Here is a 274-nt window from a genome sequence, read left to right as displayed (position 1 = left end):
GGGGCGGGTTATCCGCCTCCAGATAGGAGATACCGAGTCCGCCACCGAGATCCAGGATGGCGATCTGCGCGGTGCGTTCGGCACCGAACTTGTCGACGGCATCGCGCAGCAGGCCGAGCATGCGACGCGCGGCGATCTCGAACCCGTCGATCTCGAAGATCTGCGAGCCGATATGGCTGTGCAGACCGACCAGACGCAGGTTGTCGGCCTCGAAAACCCGGGCCAGCGCCTGCATGGCGTCGCCGCCCGCGATGGAGAACCCGAACTTCTGGTC

The 274-nt window shown here is 65.7% G+C and carries 1 pseudogene; it reads right to left on the bottom strand.

The window, feature by feature from the left end:
• Positions 1-274, bottom strand: a pseudogene (locus GV790_RS30275) (diaminopimelate decarboxylase); the annotation flags it as partial.

Origin of the sequence: Nocardia cyriacigeorgica (genome assembly GCF_010858045.1) — a bacterium.
Classification (GTDB): Bacteria; Actinomycetota; Actinomycetes; order Mycobacteriales; family Mycobacteriaceae; genus Nocardia; species Nocardia cyriacigeorgica_E.
This window is presented reverse-complemented; position numbering and strand designations above follow the sequence as displayed.